The 16,046-nt window shown below is 39.4% G+C and carries 9 protein-coding genes; all 9 read left to right on the top strand.

Annotation, left to right across the window (positions count from 1 at the left end; translation table 11 throughout):
* Window positions 1-413 precede the first annotated feature (413 nt).
* From M2419_RS22750 to M2419_RS22710, 9 genes are read left to right on the top strand one after another with little or no spacing between them, the layout of a single operon-like run.
* Window positions 414-3,347: a SusC/RagA family TonB-linked outer membrane protein gene (locus M2419_RS22750; RefSeq protein WP_182330381.1), complete on the top strand. Its 2,934-nt coding sequence runs from the start codon at window positions 414-416 to the stop codon at window positions 3,345-3,347.
* 10 nt (window positions 3,348-3,357) lie between these two features.
* On the top strand, window positions 3,358-4,872 hold the full coding sequence (locus M2419_RS22745; RefSeq protein WP_259255658.1) for a RagB/SusD family nutrient uptake outer membrane protein: 1,515 nt from the start codon (window positions 3,358-3,360) through the stop codon (window positions 4,870-4,872).
* 11 nt (window positions 4,873-4,883) lie between these two features.
* Window positions 4,884-5,990: a fasciclin domain-containing protein gene (locus tag M2419_RS22740; protein ID WP_120333017.1), complete on the top strand. Its 1,107-nt coding sequence runs from the start codon at window positions 4,884-4,886 to the stop codon at window positions 5,988-5,990.
* A 21-nt stretch (window positions 5,991-6,011) separates the two neighbouring features.
* On the top strand, window positions 6,012-7,121 hold the full coding sequence (locus M2419_RS22735; protein WP_227550091.1) for a DUF5007 domain-containing protein: 1,110 nt from the start codon (window positions 6,012-6,014) through the stop codon (window positions 7,119-7,121).
* A gap of 11 nt (window positions 7,122-7,132) precedes the next feature.
* The gene (locus tag M2419_RS22730) at window positions 7,133-10,291 is read left to right on the top strand and encodes a SusC/RagA family TonB-linked outer membrane protein (RefSeq protein WP_153844828.1); all 3,159 of its coding nucleotides are present in this window, start codon (window positions 7,133-7,135) and stop codon (window positions 10,289-10,291) included.
* Window positions 10,292-10,303: 12 nt separating this feature from the next.
* Complete coding sequence (locus tag M2419_RS22725; RefSeq protein ID WP_153844829.1) at window positions 10,304-11,851, top strand: RagB/SusD family nutrient uptake outer membrane protein; 1,548 nt, start codon at window positions 10,304-10,306, stop codon at window positions 11,849-11,851.
* 11 nt (window positions 11,852-11,862) lie between these two features.
* On the top strand, window positions 11,863-12,624 hold the full coding sequence (locus M2419_RS22720) for a fasciclin domain-containing protein (protein ID WP_153844830.1): 762 nt from the start codon (window positions 11,863-11,865) through the stop codon (window positions 12,622-12,624).
* 36 nt (window positions 12,625-12,660) lie between these two features.
* Window positions 12,661-14,277 (top strand): DUF5008 domain-containing protein, encoded by a 1,617-nt coding sequence (locus M2419_RS22715; RefSeq protein ID WP_159731487.1) that lies wholly within the window; start codon window positions 12,661-12,663, stop codon window positions 14,275-14,277.
* 16 nt (window positions 14,278-14,293) lie between these two features.
* The gene (locus M2419_RS22710; protein ID WP_259255657.1) at window positions 14,294-16,030 is read left to right on the top strand and encodes a DUF4983 domain-containing protein; all 1,737 of its coding nucleotides are present in this window, start codon (window positions 14,294-14,296) and stop codon (window positions 16,028-16,030) included.
* The last annotated feature ends 16 nt before the right edge of the window (window positions 16,031-16,046 follow it).

The raw sequence follows: 16,046 nt of genomic DNA, 5'->3' as shown, positions 1-16,046 counted from the left end.
CAAAATCATATTTTTTCTACGTAAAAAACCAGTTTTTAAGCTATAAATTGCTTAATGTTAGTGACTAAACCAGTTTAGCAAATAAAGAAAATTTCACTGATAATTTTTTTTTCTCATTTTTCTATATATCTTCAATATAACCAAGAGAGATAAGTGCTGACCAATTAAGCAAACCGACTCGTTTTGACATTTCATTATGTTGTGTTATGCTAAAACGTTTTTATATTTTAAACTTAAAACCTTAAATTATGATGTTAATCCTATTTGATACTGCATAATATCAATTTTGGATGGGAATCGACCAATTTTCCTATCCCGAAAAATCAATGAATTTTCACCTCTTTTTTGAGGTGATTTTAACCAGTTATAGTAGAAAAGTAAAAATAACCTAATTATATATCATTCATATGCACATGATAAAAAAAAGGTATTTGGATAGGCTTATTCTTTTAGGGTGGTCCTGTGCCTGTTATTCTTTTGCTTTTGGTCAAGATAAGGTGTTATCACCATCCGATAGTCTTAAGCTTCAGATTGGAACTTCAAAATTGGATTCAGTATTTCAGATTAAGACTAGCCAAGTAAATCCAATAGAAATAAAAAAACAGGCGTTATTACCTTACTCTTCCTTAGCACAATACCTAAAAGGAAATAATACTGGGCTTTATGTAACTGAACCTTCCGGGGAATCGGGTACCAAGCAGCCAATGTATTTTCGTGGTATTTCGAGGCCATTGTTCTCTGATATTGACGTATTTCAGAATCAGCCATTAGTTGTTGTGGACGGAGTTCCTTTGGTTGGAGAACACCCCTTTGCTTATGCCGTTCAAACCTATAACCTAGAGCGTATTGGCCCGGCTACCAATTTATTAGCGAATATTAATATAGACATGGTTAAGTCTATTGAAGTATTAAAAGATGTTGCCGCGATTGCGATGTATGGGCCTAACGCTGCAAACGGAGCTATAGTTGTTCGTACGAAAGAGTATAAAGCGGATAAAAGCAACCGGATAGCGGTCAATATGTATACGGGTTTGGCCGAGCGTCCACATGTCACAACAATTAATGGCGAATACGAAAATAAATTCAGAAAGCAGTTTTATGATCTGTATACTTCCAATGGCAAATATAATGACGGCGATTCATACCCTGTGTATTTAAGTGACTCGCTCAACATGAATTATTTTGGAAAATCCGATTGGACGGACTCTTATTACAATAGTGGTTTAGTTTACAATTTGAATGCAAATTTATCAGGTGGTGGGCCACGTGCAAATTTTCAATTTGCAGCGGGCTCAACACAGGATAAAGGCGTGGCTGATCAGGTAAAATTGAATAAATATTATGCTTTGTTTGGGCTGAATATGCGGCCGATGACTTGGCTGACGTTCTCCATGCAGGCAAATATAGCTCGACTCGATCGTAATCGTAATCTGAACCTGCGGGATAGGTTTGCCCAGTTAGCCTATTTTCCGGATCTGTCGGCACCCTTGTCACCCAATAAGGAGGTCTACAATGAGTATTTAAGTTATTATAAAAAGGGCTTTGATAACAACAAGACGAACGTTGTGCAGGGGTACGGAAAGCTGCAGTTTGATTTTGGAAACTTTCATTTTCTTTCGACAGGAATGCTCGATTATAATGAGGGCTATAGGGACCAATTCTATCATAGTAAGCTGATGGAATCCAATAATTTTGCGTCAAACTACTATGGCTATAATCAGCGGGCAGTATTTGACAATAAGGCTTTTTATGATTGGAATATTAATGAAAAGAATAAGATAAATCTATTGGTCGGCAATAGTTTGCAATGGGATACCTATCGCTACAACTATGCTTATGCTTATAAGGGAGTGAATGATTTCATTAAGGTGAATCTGTTGGAAGATGATGCGCTTAAATCAAATTATCTCGAAGCTACTGCATATCCTAAGGCGCTTATATTTAAATTTTTAGATCGCATTCGTCATAACCTGGTCTCATTTTATGGAAAAGCGACCTATAACTATGGCGATAAGGTTGAGACGTCTCTCTTACTGCGTTCTGATGGATCTTCTAATGCACAACCGGATGCTCGCTGGATTTTTACGCCTTCATTGTCTATAAATTGGAATATCAAGAATAGTTATTTTAATACCAATACTAGTCTGAAAGACCTTACTGCTCGTTTCAGTGTTGGACGTATTGGCTTGAACAATGTGTTTGATGATTTTGCACAAGGTCCCAATTATGTCGCTCAAATGGGCTTTACGGGTAATCAGCTTATCGCTGGTTATAATGCGATTGCAGGGTTGGTAAGACCTTATGAGTCGGGATGGGTTGGATACAATATTCCTTGGGCCTACATAGACCAAGGCAATCTGGGCCTGGATTATGCCATTCAAAAGAAAAATTTTCATGTTTCCCTTGATGTCTATGTGAAACAGACAAAAAACCAGTTGATTAACGTTCCATCTTATAGCGAATATGGCTATAAATCGAGCTATGCAGCAGGAATGAATGTGCAGAATTTAGGTGCAGAATTGACTGTTGGGCTTGATCCGGTTCAATCAGATAATTTTAAATGGTCTACGGCACTGAATGTATCCCATAATCAAAATAAATTAAAGGCATTGCCTAATGGTCTAGATCGGCTCGTGATAGGGAATAATCTTTTGGAGGTCGGCAAGCCATTAGACCAGTATTGGCTACTTGCTAATGAAGGTATTTACAGGACAGATGCAGATGTTCCTCAGGGAATGACCTACAATGCGATCCAGTTACGTGCGGGTGATCCGATTTGGAAAGATCGAAATGGCGACAATACAATCAATGATGAGGATCGGAAATTGCAAGGCCATCGTTTACCTGCTGTATTTGGTAATTGGTATAACAATTTTGTGTTTGGAAAATGGGACCTGGGGATCAATATGTACTATAATATTGGTCGACAACTCATTAACCAAGAAATGGCTAATCGGTTTGATTTTATCAATAATGAAGGGGCGAAAAATCTAGATGCTATCAAAGAGATTACGTATTGGGAAAAAAGGGGTGATTACAGTAAATATCCACTGTATAACCCGTGGAGTACTGTTATAGCTTATCAGGCCGATCAAGATCTTTTCTTAGAGAATGCTTCATTTGTTAAAATAAGGGCGGTCACTTTGGGCTATAACTTAACTTCTCTTGTGGCGGGCCGAACTCAGGCCATTAAAAATGCATATGCCTACGTATCTGCGAATAATGTTGCTACGATTACATCTTATAGTGGAGTGGACCCTGAGATTGTAGATTACACAGGTTATGATATTGGGTCAAAGATGAGGATACCACGAATTTATACGCTAGGAATAAAAGTTGACTTTTAAACGTAAAGAAATGAAAAGATATCACCTCATATTGAGTGTTTTGTTGCTTTTCTTATTGCTTCTGGGAGGCTGTAAGAAAATGCTGGATATAGATTCCTCTCGTACGGTCAAGGAAGAGAACATGTGGAATACTTTGGAGGACACGCGCGCAGGTTTGATGGGAATTTATGGTTTAACCAAAGCGGCTTTGGACGATAATAATGCGTATTGGTTATATGGAGAAGTTCGGGCGGGAGATTTCGAAAGCCCTAATCGGCAGGATCTCAAAGCAATTATTAAGAATGACCTCAAAGCGGATTATGAATCGCTGAATGCATTATCGAATTGGAGACGGTGGTTTGCGGTAGTTAATGCCGCTAATATTTTTATGGAGCGTGCATCGGGAGTAAGAGAAAAAGACATGCGCTACACCGAAAATAATTTGGTAGTAGATGTTGCTCAGGCTCGATTTCTACGTGCTTACGCTTATTTTAATATGGTCCGTATTTGGGGTGATGTACCCCTAATACTAAATTCCCATGACGGAAATTTTGAGAATAAGCCCAAGGAAGATCGGTTAAAACTGTATGCTTGGATTGAAAAAGAAATGTATGATGCAGCGCAATTATTGCCTTATTCCTATAGTACCGGTGATGAACAGCAAATTGGCAACTATTACAATGAGGCCTCTTCAAGATGGAATGGTGCTTTGGTTAGGAAGCTTTCTGTCTATGCTATTCTTGCACATTTGGCGGCATGGCAAGCTAATTATGCTGATGCGGCTTCTTATTCACAATTTGTGATGGATAATTATAGTAAAGGAGGTGCCTATTATTTGTCTACTTCGTTTTTAACGGAGGGCAATGGTTTTTTCTTTGAGAAACGGTCCGAGCAGATGTTCTCATTTCCTTACATATGGGCCCATGTGGAGGCATCGTTTACAGGGCATATTGAAGAATTGACACTGGCTGCTCCTGTTGTCAACAAGTCGGTGCCAGATATTTATATGCCGAAAGAAACGATTTTAAAAACTTTTAATGAGAAGAAGGATCAGCGCTTTAGTATTGATACACTAGGTAGCCCCACTACTGAAGTGTATTTCAGAAACTTCAATGGTAAGTATCCAATCTTTAGTAAAATCAAGTGTATCATGGGAGGTTCTTCCGATCCTACTTTTCGCATTTTTACCAGTGCGACTGTACTCACACGTTTGGAAGATATCACGCTTTTGCGGGCGGAATCTTTAGCCGTGTTGGGTGAAAAATCTACTGCCATTGAACTTCTAAATGAGATTAGGGAACGAAGGGGGCTTAAAGTTTATAGTGAAACGACAAATGGAGATCTGGTAGATGCCATTTTTTTAGAACGAAAGAGAGAATTGATGGGTGAAGGGCACCGCTGGTATGATATGATTCGGCGGGAGAAGATCAAACATGACAATCCTCAGTTGGCACAATTGATAGCCAATGATGGAATCTATTGGCCAATTGCTCGAGAGATTCTAACACAAAATAAGTTGATCGAACAAAATGCTTATTGGAAGTAAAGGAGTTAATTATGAGAAATAACCTATTTGTACGTGGTGTATATGCACTCTTAATGACAGCCCTGCTGTATGCTTGTGCCAAGGATAAAGGCTATTATTCGCCCATATCCCAGGAGCCGGTGTTTAAAGGCAATTTATATAGCTACCTTAAAAGTAAACCTGGTGTGTATGACTCTTTGGTTAAGGTCATCGATAGAATCGGTCTCCAAAAGAAACTGGAAGATAGTACAGTAACACTGTTTGCGCTAACTAATGCCAATTTTCAATTGGCTATTCAAAACCTGAATAATACATTGAGTGTGTCTGACAAGCCTGCACAATACCTGAACTCGGTCAAGTATGAAATACTGGATTCTTTGTTATGCCAATATATTATCCAAGGAAAAATTGCGAGCGATTCCCTTAATAGTCAGGATGGAAAGGATGTATTGGGAATTCGCTATGGCTATCCAATGCATATTGGGCTGAACAAACAATCTTCATCTGGCTATATGAATGGCGGCCCTACGATTGTTGACCTGTCCGATACAAGAAGATCTGTTTTCAATCGTAACTGGGTAACGACTGAAACCAGTTCGTTAAATATCCAAACAGATAATGCCGTTGTTCATGTGTTGAACCCAGACCATGTATTTGGATTTAACAAGTTTGTTAGTCAGATCATTTACATCCCACCGCCAGAAAATCTTTTCATAAAATTCAAAGGACAGGGCTCTGCATCGAAAGAAACTTCAGGTGGGCCCAATGCAGTAGAAGCATCAAAATATGTATTCGATGGTAATCCAGAAACAAAGTTCTTTTTATCAAGTCCTGGGCAGTTCTATCTGCAGTGGGATTTTCCTGTCGAAGTACTTGCCAACAGTTACACACTCCGCTCAGCTAATGATATTCAAGACCGAGATCCAACAGACTGGACTTTGCAGGGGCTTGATGGAGAAAGTGGGAAATGGATCTTATTGGACTCTCGACAAGGGGAGGAGTTTGACGAGAGGTTTCAATTGCGCGTATTCTTTTTTACAAATACGAAGACGTACAAAGCTTATCGTTTGAATATTGCACGCATGTACGGTGGTAACGATTTCCAGTTGGCAGATTGGACAATGAATCGTAATCAATAACCAATTTAAGAATGTATGGACATGAAAATTGCTAGAAAATTTAACACAATAAATAAGACATGCAACTTGGGACTGCTCATCTTGATGTGCGTCGGCTTAAATGGATGTAAAAAGCTTTACAATTTACCTGATGAAAAGGAATTTTTAAGTGTCAACTTGACTTACGACGGAAAATCTTTTTATCCCATCTTGGGAAGAACCTCGCTGATGGGGAATATTAATACCGATCATTCGACCACACCGCTACGATTTGAAATTGTTAATCCCCGTTATGGTGATGGGCGTCCTTACAAGGACCTTTTCGAAGTAAAACCTGTCTATCGGTGGATATACCGTTACGATGGTACTGAAAAGAACTTGGAAGAAATTGAGGCCAAGCGCCAGTTGGTGTATCGCCCTCTTTTTGAGGTAGATTCTACAGGTAGCTTTATTTTGTGGAATTCTTCGACAAACGAGTTGATCGAGCCGCGCTCAAAAGACAGTATAGATCTGGTGCAGAATATACGATATTTTGATCTAAAGGTCTCCAATTCGGGTGGGTCTACAGTGATCAAGGATTTTATGATCCTGCCATGGCGTGTTCAGGACTATGAACCTTATTCGGATAAAAATCCATATAATGGCGAAACTGCTCCTGATCCAAATGACCCTAAAAATCCAAACAAGAAAAGCTATATCTGGCCTTCCTATATGAATGGGGTGTATGGGGAATCTTCCAATCAGTTATTACGCACGGATGATCAGTTTAAAGATCTGGTTGTCTATATCCGCAGATTTACTGGAGGGAATGGACATAATTTGCGCTTTGTCTTTTTGAATAAAAATGGAGAACCGATAAATCCGGATAGTTTTAATGAAACAAAGTGGAATGAACTGGTGCATGGTTTTAACATGAAAAAAACCTCTACTTATGTGCAATATGATGTAGCTTATCCAATTCCCTTAACAAGTTTCCCAACAAAGTATAGCAATGGGAACAGTGCAAAGGTCGATTTTTCCTATTCCAGAAAGGGATTTGGCGGCGGTTTAATTACGGCCAATTTTGGGTTGAACTTTAAAATTTTTACCAAAGGAGATTGGGAGATTGTTTTCCATTTTCAAAGGGAGAATCCACGATTTGATAATGAATAATTGAAAAAGTTATGCAATTTAAGATATTTTATAACAGCTGCATGCTGTTGATATTGTGTGTGTTTCTTTCTACAAAGGTTTTTGCACAGACAGTCATTATGTCTGGTAAGGTAACAGATAATAAAGGGAGGCCGCTGGCGGGTGTTACAGTACGTTTTGGCAAATCTGGAAAGGAAGCGACCTCGACAAATTCCTCGGGGGCATTTAGCTTAACAACGGCAACCGGAACTTCCGTTGCCTTTAGATTAATTGGTTATGATGGAACCACGATGACTGTGAAGGCCGACAGAAATGTAGTCGTTCAATTGAAGGAGATCGATAATCAAATGGATGAAGTTGTTGTTAGGGGGTATGTGAAGCGTCCAAGAGAGACAACTACAGGGTCCTCGACTAAGATCAGTGGAAAAGAAATTCAAGATATTCCATCGGCGAATGTGGAAAATTTGCTTCAAGGCAAGGTCGCAGGGTTAAATATACAGGTAAATACTGGAGCACCGGGATTTAGAGGATCCACACAGATCCGTGGACTTTCGACAATCAGTGTGACAGGTAGCGGTGATCAGTCATTTCTGACCCCCACCTCACCGTTGTATGTTATCGATGGCGTGCCAATGGATGCGGATAGAGCCAATGAACTTGGATTAAGCCAGCAGGGGCCAGGAATCAGTCCATTGTCATTAATTCCCCCTGAGGATATAGAAAGTATAGAGGTGCTTAAAGATGCGCAGGCTACATCGCTATATGGATCGTTGGCTGCCTATGGTGTGATCATTATCAATACGAAACGTGGTAATTCTGAGGTTCCCAGAGTCAGGTATACGGGCAATTTCTTCCTGAAAACGCCACCCCAGTTACGTCCAACTTTGGGAGGAAATCTAGAACGCCGTTTAAAGCTATTGCAGATCTACGGAAATGCGCTGTCGCAGGATGACCTGGACCGAATTTCACAAACCCCCATGTTATCGGATAGTTTGAACGCTTATTACAATAATTCAACCAATTGGCAGGACTTATTTTATGCGACAACCTACAACCAAACGCATAATGTCGCAATTGATGGGGGGAACCAGAAGTTAAACTATAAGGCGAACCTGAATTATTATAATGAAAATGGTATCATCAAAAATACGGGTTTTGATCGCTATATGACCAATATGCGATTTGAATATTATCCCAACGAGAAATTTAAATTTACAGCGCAGATAAGTGCTTCACTTGGCTCAAAAAGTAAGGGGAACGGGTTAGGTATTTTACAATCTGGTGTGGCAACAAACGGGATGGCATCAACGTTGTTGCCTGGTCCGTCTTTTTATCTGGCATCCTCAGGATATAATTCAGCATTGAAGACCCGAAATGATAATTCGTCTAAATCGATCAAGCCTTTCATTGAAGCATCCTATGAAATTATTCCAGGTTTGCGGGCAACAACAACAATGAGTTATGAGTCTACTTCCGATAATGAAAACACGTTTACACCAGCGGCAGCAAATGGTCAATTTGCACAAGTTTATGCTTATTATGGTCGATACAATTCATTGTATAATAGGAACTCTATCAATTATAGTCACACGTTTAATGAAAAGCATACCGTATTTTTCAATCTATTCAATGAGATTCGGACCTTGGAAAAACAAGCAAATGCAACTTTACAAGCCCGTACACCAAATGATCAATTTGAAGGACCTCTTGGATTTGATGGCTATTTTTCCAAAGGAGGAGGATTATTGCGCCGTGGATTCGGAAAAGAAAGAGGATTATCTTTTGCAATCGCTGGAACTTACGATTACATGAAGAAGTATGTGGTAGACCTCTCTTACAGAATGGATGGGTCGTCACAGAATGGATTTGGAAACCTGTATACCAAAAATCCTGCTGTTGGTCTTCGATGGAATGCCTATCATGAGAATTTCTTGAGAGATGTGGACTGGATTAATTTGCTCTCCATTCGAACCAGTTGGGGGGTGAATGTTATGCCGAATAGTACCTTGGAGCGCGTTTACGGAAAATACGATATTGCAGGAAGCTATAATGATAAGATAGGCATCGGAATCAATTATGAACAAATTCCAAATCCTGATCTAAAACCGACAACAACAAGCCAGTATAACTTAGGTTTGGACCTCGCTTTCTTTCAAAATAGATTTGAATTGACTTATGACACGTATTATAAGAAAGTAAACAATATTCTATTTGAAGAACTACTTTCTTCGTCGCTCGGCTTTGAAAAGGTAAATAGCAACTCAGCTGCCATTGCCAATTATGGACATGAGTTATCTGTTATGTTAAGGCCTTTGACCGAAGGTCGTTTTACCATGTCCATAGGGGTAAACGGAGCCTATAACCGGGATGTTTTGTTAAAACTACCTGAGCATTATGGTGGGCAATTTGTCCGTTGGGAAAATATTGATAAATATAAGCAACACGTTGTTTTTAGAGTGGGAACCTCAACGATGTCCAACTACATGTTATTAAATAGAGGTGTATACAGCACAGATGCGGATGTACCGGTTGATCCGGCGACTGGACGACGTTATCGGATGGCCAATGGTACAGAATTTCAGGCGGGTGATCCCATTTTTGCAGATTTAGATGGCAACTATGTTTTAGATGAAAATGACTATGCCCGTACCGGGAATTCTCAACCATTGATTACCGGCGGTATGCAATTGAATTTTAATTACAATCATGAAACTCTCGGATCATTTGGTTTGAACTTATATGCGTCCTATACGGCAAAACGCACCATCTTGAATAATGCACTTGCCGAGCGACTGCAATTGATGAGCGATCCCTATGGTGATAGAGCGGTGGTTCCGTTAGATGATGTTAATATGTGGATGAAACCCGGCGATAATGCAAAGTATCCTTATGCTTACGATTTCAGAAGATACTCAAGTGTTAATCCGTTTCGGATGGATCAAGATCTCTGGGCTGAAGATGGGTCCTACTTTAAGTTAAATAGTGTGACACTGTCTTACATGTTTACAAAAAATGCTATCAGAAGATATGGACTTGAGCGTCTACGGGTATATGTTTCGGCTGAAAATATAAACACATTCTCCAAGTACAGTGGACCTAATCCCGAAAATGTAAGCACGATGGGTAGGGATGCTTCTGGTGGATACCCTGTTCCTAGGCAATATAATGTTGGTGTTAATATTGATTTCTAATCGAGCTGTATTATGAAAATAAAAAGAAATATAGGAAGAATAGCGTTTGTCATATTTCTATGTACAACCGTAATGATGGGCTGTAAGAAATTTCTGACGGTGGAGCCGATCGATAGGCTTACGGGTAACAATTTCTATCAGTCAAAGGAGGATGTAGAAGCAAATATAGCACGTATCTACAGTCAGTTTTTTGAAAAACTGAACGAGTCATGGGTAATCGGTGCCATTGGTGAGGCGAGGTCGGGAGAAATTTTTCCCGCCCCTACAGCTGGAACTGATCGAATGATACTTCGCGACCTAGGGACGAATGACATGAATGCTGTGTATAACAATACAATGAGTGGCGGTCGTTCCCAAGGTTATGCCATGTATAAGGTTTCTATCTGGGATACTTATTATAAGGTAATTCAGAGCTGTAATATTTTAATCTCCAAATTGGAAGAGGGAATTCCAGGTTTATCTGCTTCGGATAAAGATCGTTATAAAGCTGAAGCCACTTTTATGCGTTGTCTAAGTTACTTCTGGATGGTTCGTCTATATGGCGACGTGGTTTATTATACCGATGCATACTTCGCAAAGCAACTTTCACGTGAGGATATGGTTTCTGTAATTAGCAAAAGCATTGCCGACTTAGAATCTGTTAAAGATATTATGCCATGGACTTTTGGGGAGTCATCACAGCGTGGGGCCCGAGCAAGCCGGGGAAGCATTATCGCTTTGTTGATGCACATGAAGATGTGGAATGCGAATTTTGATTCGCCAAATGCAACGAAGTATTATGAAAGTGTGGCTAGCTTAGGTAAGGAGTTGCGTGCTAGTGGCGTTCACCGTCTGTACAAACTAACCCCCGAGGAGTGGGCTAAAGTCTCAAAAGGACGTACGGAGGAATCGCTGTTCGAATTCTACCGAACGATCAATTACGATGATCAGAACAATGCATATGCGCCTTTGTGGGATCATTTTTTACGTTGGCCATATAAGTTTCCTCGTTATAACCAGCAATTCAGCATTGCTTATTATTCCTCCATTTTCATGTACAGGATTTATCCGCTAAATGGTCCTGCAGATAAGCGAAAAGAGCTTTGGTATGAGGATATGTATGCGAATGATGGATTATTTGTTTTGAAGAAATTTGCAGCCAATGTCTTTGCGTCGGGAAATGAAGACTCTAATCCGGATAATACATTTATGATATTTCGTTATGCGGATGCGCTGTTATTAGAAGCGGAGGCGCTAGCTAATTTAGGTGCTGCACGTGAGGCTGAGGCAATCACAGTACTTAATATTGTTCGGGATCGGGCTGAAGCCCCTCGCTATGCTGGTGGTGGTACAGATCTTAAGAATTTTATTTTCGAAGAGCGTTGTCGTGAATTGATTGGCGAAGGGGCAAGATACTTTGATCTGATCCGGACCCGAAGAATACTAAATCCACAATGGACCATGAATCCCATGACAATTGATCAGTATAACCGTCGTGCGTGGACTTGGCCTTTGGATGCTTCAGCTAAAAATTTTAATTCAAAAATCGTGTTGAACGATTATTGGACAGGAGGAAATTAAATCAGTTTATTATGAGACAAGCTAAGATTATAGGATATGCCTTCATTACGATGTTACTGTTTGGCCTGGGATCATGCAAAAAGGATGCATATTATAAAGATGGCGGATTGGCGCAGGCAAAATTTGATGGCTCCATTATAGATTACCTGGATTCAAAACCAAGGGAATTTGATTCGATTGCCAAAATAATTAGGTTGGCAGGTTTGGAAGAAGATTTTAAGACCAAGGAATTTACTTTTTTTGCTCCGAGGGATGAAAATATAAAGAGGTTGATTGGTCGAGCGAAATCAAATTCCATTATCGATCAGTCAAGTGTTAATTGGTTGCTTTACAATTTAGGGCGAGATACCATCAAAACATTGGCAGATGTAGATAGTGCGATTTGGCGTAAGTATTTACGGCGTTATATGTTTAATGGAAAACGAAAATTAATGGACTATCCACAGATCGATTTTGATTTACTAAATGTCTATAAGGGACAAAATTACACCTCATTTGCAAATACAGTTTCCAATATAGGAGTTGTCTATAACGATGCAATAAATGATTCTGATAAAAACAATATCACCCGATTGAAATATATGGGGTACCGACAATTGTATATCTCCTATATTCCAGATATCAGTAGGCCAAATGAATGGCGGTCATGCCCGGTCGCTTCATCAGATATTCAACCTGATAATGGCGTTGTCCATGTAATCGATTATACCAAAGCTCAGTTCGGATTCAATCAGAGCGATATTCTATGGGATATATTAGAAAGTAAGCGTTAATAACAATAACCAGTTGTAGTTTAAATTATGAAAGTTATGTACAATACGATTTGGAAATTTACAGCCTTGTTGTTTGTTATTGCTCTTTTTTTGGGATGCAATAAGAATAATAAGATGTTTTCAGCTCCATATGAGGAAGGGCTACCGCCTTTGGATATAGAAATCAATCCAACCGATAAAATGCAACCAGAATCGGGTAAAACCGGAGTTGAGACAATCATGCGGATTAAAGGTTTAGATAAATATAAAGATAAAGCTATCATCCGATTTAACGGCGAGAAAGCACAGATTGTCGAGTTAACAGCAGATTATGTAAAGCTTAAGGTTCCGCCTTTTGCTAGTACGGGAGTGCTTTCTGTTGCAATTGATGATATTGTATTTTTTGGACCACAATTTACGGTTTTAGGAAATGTATCTATAGATCCAACTTTTCAAGTGGGGGTAGGAACAAATAATACCGTTTCTGATGTTCTTTTTTTGGAAGATGGCAAAATGATCTTTACAGGGGCCTTTACAAATTATAATAATAAAGGATCGATCCGGCCAATTAATCGTCTCGTCAGAACTTTTGCAGATGGAACGTATGATGCAAGCTTTCGTATAGGTACCGGCGCCAATAATTCGCTAAATAGCATTTTAAAATTAGGAAATTACTATTTTTTGGCAGGTTCTTTTTCGGGGTATGGGCAGCGTAATTCAGATATCAGCAATCTGACACGAATTTATACAACAGGAGCTATCGATACAATGGGCATTAAACCATTCCGACGTCCTGGGCAAATAGATACACTAAAGTATTATCCGACATTTAATGGTGGGTTTGATGGAAATATCGGAAATATTTATGAGTCTGAAGGAAAAATCTTAGCGACAGGAAATTTTAGATATTACATTCACCGCACCTATGATAAGCCAAATCGGCTTGAGACAAGAGATACCATTATTTTGGATAGTACAGAAATCAGGCATATCGCCCGATTGAATCTGGATGGTTCACTGGATAAGTCTTTTAGGTTTGGGGCAGATGGCAAAGCAATGGCTGGTGGAAATGGATCTGTAGCAACTGTCTATCATAATAGTGGGGCTTTAAAGGGGAAAATTTTAGCTTATGGTTCTTTCAATAGATTTGATGGACAATCCGCAGGATATATAACACGGTTAAATGCTGATGGAACATTAGATGCTACATTTAACCCTGGTGGAGTTGGAGCGGACTACAATGTGTCTTCGGTTACTTACAATAATGTCACGAATAAATATATGGTTGTTGGAGATTTTAGTAAATACAACGGTGTAGCTGCAATAAAAGTTATTATGTTGAATGCAAATGGAACAGTAGACCAAAGTTTCCAGGCCAAAACTTTTGAAGGTGGAAGTCCCTTCTATGCGATGCAATTAAATGATGGTTTAGTTGTCGTTTCGGGAGATTTTGCGCGCTATAGTAATATTGCCCGAAATGGCTTTATGATCCTGAATTCCAATGGAGAATTGAATGGAGATTATAACACTTCTGGTTATTTCTCTGGCTATATCAATAAAGTTGTCGAGACAAAAACAGAAGATGGCAAACGCGCATTACTTTTGATGGGCTTTTTTGGACGATTTAATAATGAAGAAGTACATAATCTGATTCGAATTAAATTGGAACAGTAACTTAAATTTTAAACTGATGAGATCTCAAGCTAATTTTCGAAATATAAGCCGCTGGCTAATGTCTTTGGTCATGTTATCGATGTTCATGTCCTGTAAAGATGAATTCGGTCGCTTGCTACCGGATAATGAGGGTAAACAAGATACCGTGGACCTGGTGTATGGTAAGCCTAAAGTGCTCATGCTCATTGTGGATGGAGCAAGAGGAGAATCGGTTCGAACGGCAAATATTCCAACGATGAATGGTTTGCTCAACCATTCGATTTATTCATGGGTTTCGTTAAGCGAGGAACATGACGATGCAACTGCTACTGGCGCTGATTTATCCAGTATTATCACCGGGGTAAGCCAAAATAAACATTTGGTCATTGGTGATAATTTTAAGAACAATAATTTTCAGACCTTTCCGACAGTCTATACAAGGGGCGCTTCAAATATGAAAAACCCTGAATTTAAGGTGTATAGCAGTTCTAAACTATTTGTTGATCATCTAACTCCTGTTGCGGTAGCTAAATTGGAGAGTACAGACGAAGAGGTTGTCAATGGTATTAAGGAGGGTTTAAAGCAACCAGAGTTAACAATGCTAACTGCACATTTTACAGCGATTGATAAAGCAGGAAAGGCTAGCGCTTATGACAATAGCAGTGCTGTTTATAAAGCTGCCATAGAAAATTTCGATAAGCAGGTAGGGGAAGTTATTAAGGCGTTGGAGCAACGTCCCGCTTTTAAAAAAGAGAATTGGTTGGTAATCATCACTTCAAGTAAAGGGGGGCCGTTTGAAATTCCTCCGACGCAGAATGACAATACAATCTTTAGCAACCCAAATGTTAATACCTTTACTATTTTCTACTCGCCGAAATATAATTCAAGGTATATCAATAAACCTTATTTGGGCAGTCGCTTTTCGGGAGATTTTTTAAGGTTTAAAGGCGGTATTTACGCAGAGTTGACCGAAGGGGATAATCCTGTTTTTGATCTCGGCGATAATGAGGAATTTACCATTGAATTAAAAGTTAAGAAGAATAAAGGACCAAATAATACCTATAAATTTCCCAATTATCCATCTTTTATTGGTAAACGAGAGAAATGGGAATCAGGCGCGCCGACAAATGGATGGATCATGGCTTTCAAAGACGATTATTGGATGTTCAATGGTCGCGGTCCGAATGGAAGTGGTGAGGTAAATGGCCCGAAATTGAACAACGCAACATGGAATAATGTAACAATAGTCGGAGCATTGACAAGTGACGGTAAACGCATAGTTAAAACCTATACAAATGGTCTCCCCGGCAATGAGATGGACATTAGTTCATGGGGTTCAATTAGTAGTCCAGCAAAATTTAGGTTGGGACTGTTAAATGGGGGAAGCAATTGGAACGAAGGCGATTACTACTTGGCTGATGTTCGATTTTGGAAAGTAGCATTGCCCCTGGCAGTTATTACGCAATATAATTGCCAAGTAGGAGTAAGTGAAGAACATCCCTATTACCCAAATCTTGCGGCCAATTGGCCTATTGTGGGAACTGTTACTGATGGCGTACTTTATGATGATGGCCCCTATGGCAATACATTGAAGATTGGGGATTCCGCCTATGAAATTTCTAAACTGAATGATTTCCTTTGCGCTCCTTCTGTTGAAACAATAAGTACGTTAGTGCCGAAAAATACCGATATAACTGCCCAGATATTTAGCTGGTTGCAGATTGCTAGACAGGAGAATTGGCAACTAGATGGACGAGTTTGGGTAGACAAATAATCTTAAAAAAGCTAAT

The organism is Sphingobacterium sp. BIGb0116, from assembly GCF_024808035.1.
GTDB classification, from domain to species: domain Bacteria; phylum Bacteroidota; class Bacteroidia; order Sphingobacteriales; family Sphingobacteriaceae; genus Sphingobacterium; species Sphingobacterium paramultivorum.
This window is presented reverse-complemented; position numbering and strand designations above follow the sequence as displayed.

What these genes read in the sequence shown, in the direction of transcription:
- M2419_RS22720 (WP_153844830.1), top strand. Translation starts at nt 11,863, where the DNA reads ATGAGACAAGCTAAGATTATAGGATATGCCTTCATTACGATGTTACTG.
- M2419_RS22735 (WP_227550091.1), top strand. Translation starts at nt 6,012, where the DNA reads ATGAAAATTGCTAGAAAATTTAACACAATAAATAAGACATGCAACTTG.
- M2419_RS22730 (WP_153844828.1), top strand. Translation starts at nt 7,133, where the DNA reads ATGCAATTTAAGATATTTTATAACAGCTGCATGCTGTTGATATTGTGT.
- M2419_RS22745 (WP_259255658.1), top strand. Translation starts at nt 3,358, where the DNA reads ATGAAAAGATATCACCTCATATTGAGTGTTTTGTTGCTTTTCTTATTG.
- M2419_RS22715 (WP_159731487.1), top strand. Translation starts at nt 12,661, where the DNA reads ATGTACAATACGATTTGGAAATTTACAGCCTTGTTGTTTGTTATTGCT.
- M2419_RS22750 (WP_182330381.1), top strand. Translation starts at nt 414, where the DNA reads ATGATAAAAAAAAGGTATTTGGATAGGCTTATTCTTTTAGGGTGGTCC.
- M2419_RS22710 (WP_259255657.1), top strand. Translation starts at nt 14,294, where the DNA reads ATGAGATCTCAAGCTAATTTTCGAAATATAAGCCGCTGGCTAATGTCT.
- M2419_RS22740 (WP_120333017.1), top strand. Translation starts at nt 4,884, where the DNA reads ATGAGAAATAACCTATTTGTACGTGGTGTATATGCACTCTTAATGACA.
- M2419_RS22725 (WP_153844829.1), top strand. Translation starts at nt 10,304, where the DNA reads ATGAAAATAAAAAGAAATATAGGAAGAATAGCGTTTGTCATATTTCTA.